Below are 1,547 nucleotides of genomic sequence, written 5' to 3'. Positions count from 1 at the left end.
GCGACGTTCTTCGAGTTGAGCTCGGGTGAGGTGCGATGGGAGCCAACGGTCAGTCATCCAATCATTCTACCGTCGTTCACTTCAGCCGAGATCAATAGTGCTGGCCATGATCGACGGGCGCACGGTCTGCTTGTATCAATTGGTCTCGCGAGTCCGCTTACCGGGTGGTGAAGAGACGCTGTACCAGCGTCTCAAGCGGTTCGTGCAATTTGACTGGCCAGATCAACAACAGCGCATTGCCGCCTTCATCCTCAAGCATGTTCAGGACGAGTCGGAGCTGATCTTGATCATGGACCGCACCAACTGGAAGTGGGGGCAGCGCGACCTTAACTTCTTGACCCTCAGCGTGATGTGGTGCTCGTTTAGCTTCCCGATTGCCTGGACGCTGTTGCCCCATGGAGGCAACAGCAAGACCGCCACCCGAACGGCACTCTTGCGTACGGTGATGCCGCTCCTTGAGGGGAAGCGTCTGGCCCTGCTCGCTGATCGAGAATTCGTCGGCCAGGACTGGTTTCGCACACTGAAAGATCTGGGCATCAAGCCGACCATTCGACTCAAAGCCGATACCCGGGTGAACAAAGCGCCGGTATGGGTCTATTTCAAGAAACTCCAGCCGGGTGAACTGCGGATCTGGCATTGCCCGATGACGGTCTATGGCGTTCAGATGCGAGTCTTGGCCTGCAAGAACGCCCATGGCCAAACTCTGTTCCTGGCCTATCACGGTTGGGGAACACAGGCCGTGACTCGCTACGCCTGGCGCTGGAACGCAGAAAACATGCACCAAGCGCTCAAATCCAGAGGATTTGAGCTGGAAGCGACCCGCTTGACCACTGATACGCGCCTCTCGCTCTTGTTCGGCGTGGTGGTGCTCGCATTCGTCTGGTGCTGTCTGTCTGGCGAATGGCTTGAACAGCGGACACCGAGCAAACGGCTGAAGCACGGTTACCTGCAGAAAAGCCTCTTTCGGCGCGGTCTGGATGCCCTTCAACGTGCTCTACGTCCTCGGTCAGGTCGAAGAATGCTGTCCCAGCCGAGGTTTACCCAGCTCCTCGCCACTTTTGACCCCTAGAGGGCGCAGCTACAAGAACGATCTTGAGAATGCAGCACTGCAAGAAGAATTTAGGAAGTGAGACATTCTTACTTAAACCGATACTCGACGAGTTTATCTCGAATTTTATGATGGATGAAGGTGATTAGAATATGCGCGGGGCTCCTATCCTCGACAGGAGCCTCTCTACTAAAACGCATCGCCTGCCTGAATGAGTGGGGGACTAGAATTCTCTCTATAAGTCAAAAGTCGGAAGTAGACCGGAAAAATCGGCTTCAGTACAGTATTTCCTCGATAAAAACACCCGGAGATTCATGACTGAAGAGCCCCATCTAGTGCTCCATCCGAGAAGGGATGCTGACGTTCAGCTGCGGTGTGTCTGGACGCTGAGGAGTAGGAGCTCAGTACCTGACAACTTTGGTTTGAGGCTGTCCTAGACGGGGAAACTGTCAATTCCCTCTTGTCCCTCGACAAGGACGGCGAAAAGCGGTGAGTTGAA

Annotated in this window: 1 protein-coding gene; it reads left to right on the top strand. The window is 54.8% G+C overall.

Features of this window, described 5'->3' with window-relative positions:
* Window positions 1–106 precede the first annotated feature (106 nt).
* Window positions 107–1,069 carry an IS4 family transposase gene (locus GUI70_RS22455; protein WP_161884494.1) on the top strand — a complete coding sequence of 321 codons (963 nt, stop codon included), beginning with the start codon at window positions 107–109 and terminating at the stop codon, window positions 1,067–1,069.
* Window positions 1,070–1,547: the final 478 nt, after the last annotated feature.

The organism is Deinococcus alpinitundrae (assembly GCF_009982895.1).
GTDB classification, from domain to species: Bacteria; Deinococcota; Deinococci; order Deinococcales; family Deinococcaceae; genus Deinococcus; species Deinococcus alpinitundrae.
Note: the sequence above shows the minus strand (reverse complement) of the source record. Positions and strands in the feature narration are given on the sequence as shown.

Coding starts and splice junctions, on each gene's coding strand:
- GUI70_RS22455 (WP_161884494.1), top strand. CDS start 107: ATGATCGACGGGCGCACGGTCTGCTTGTATCAATTGGTCTCGCGAGTC.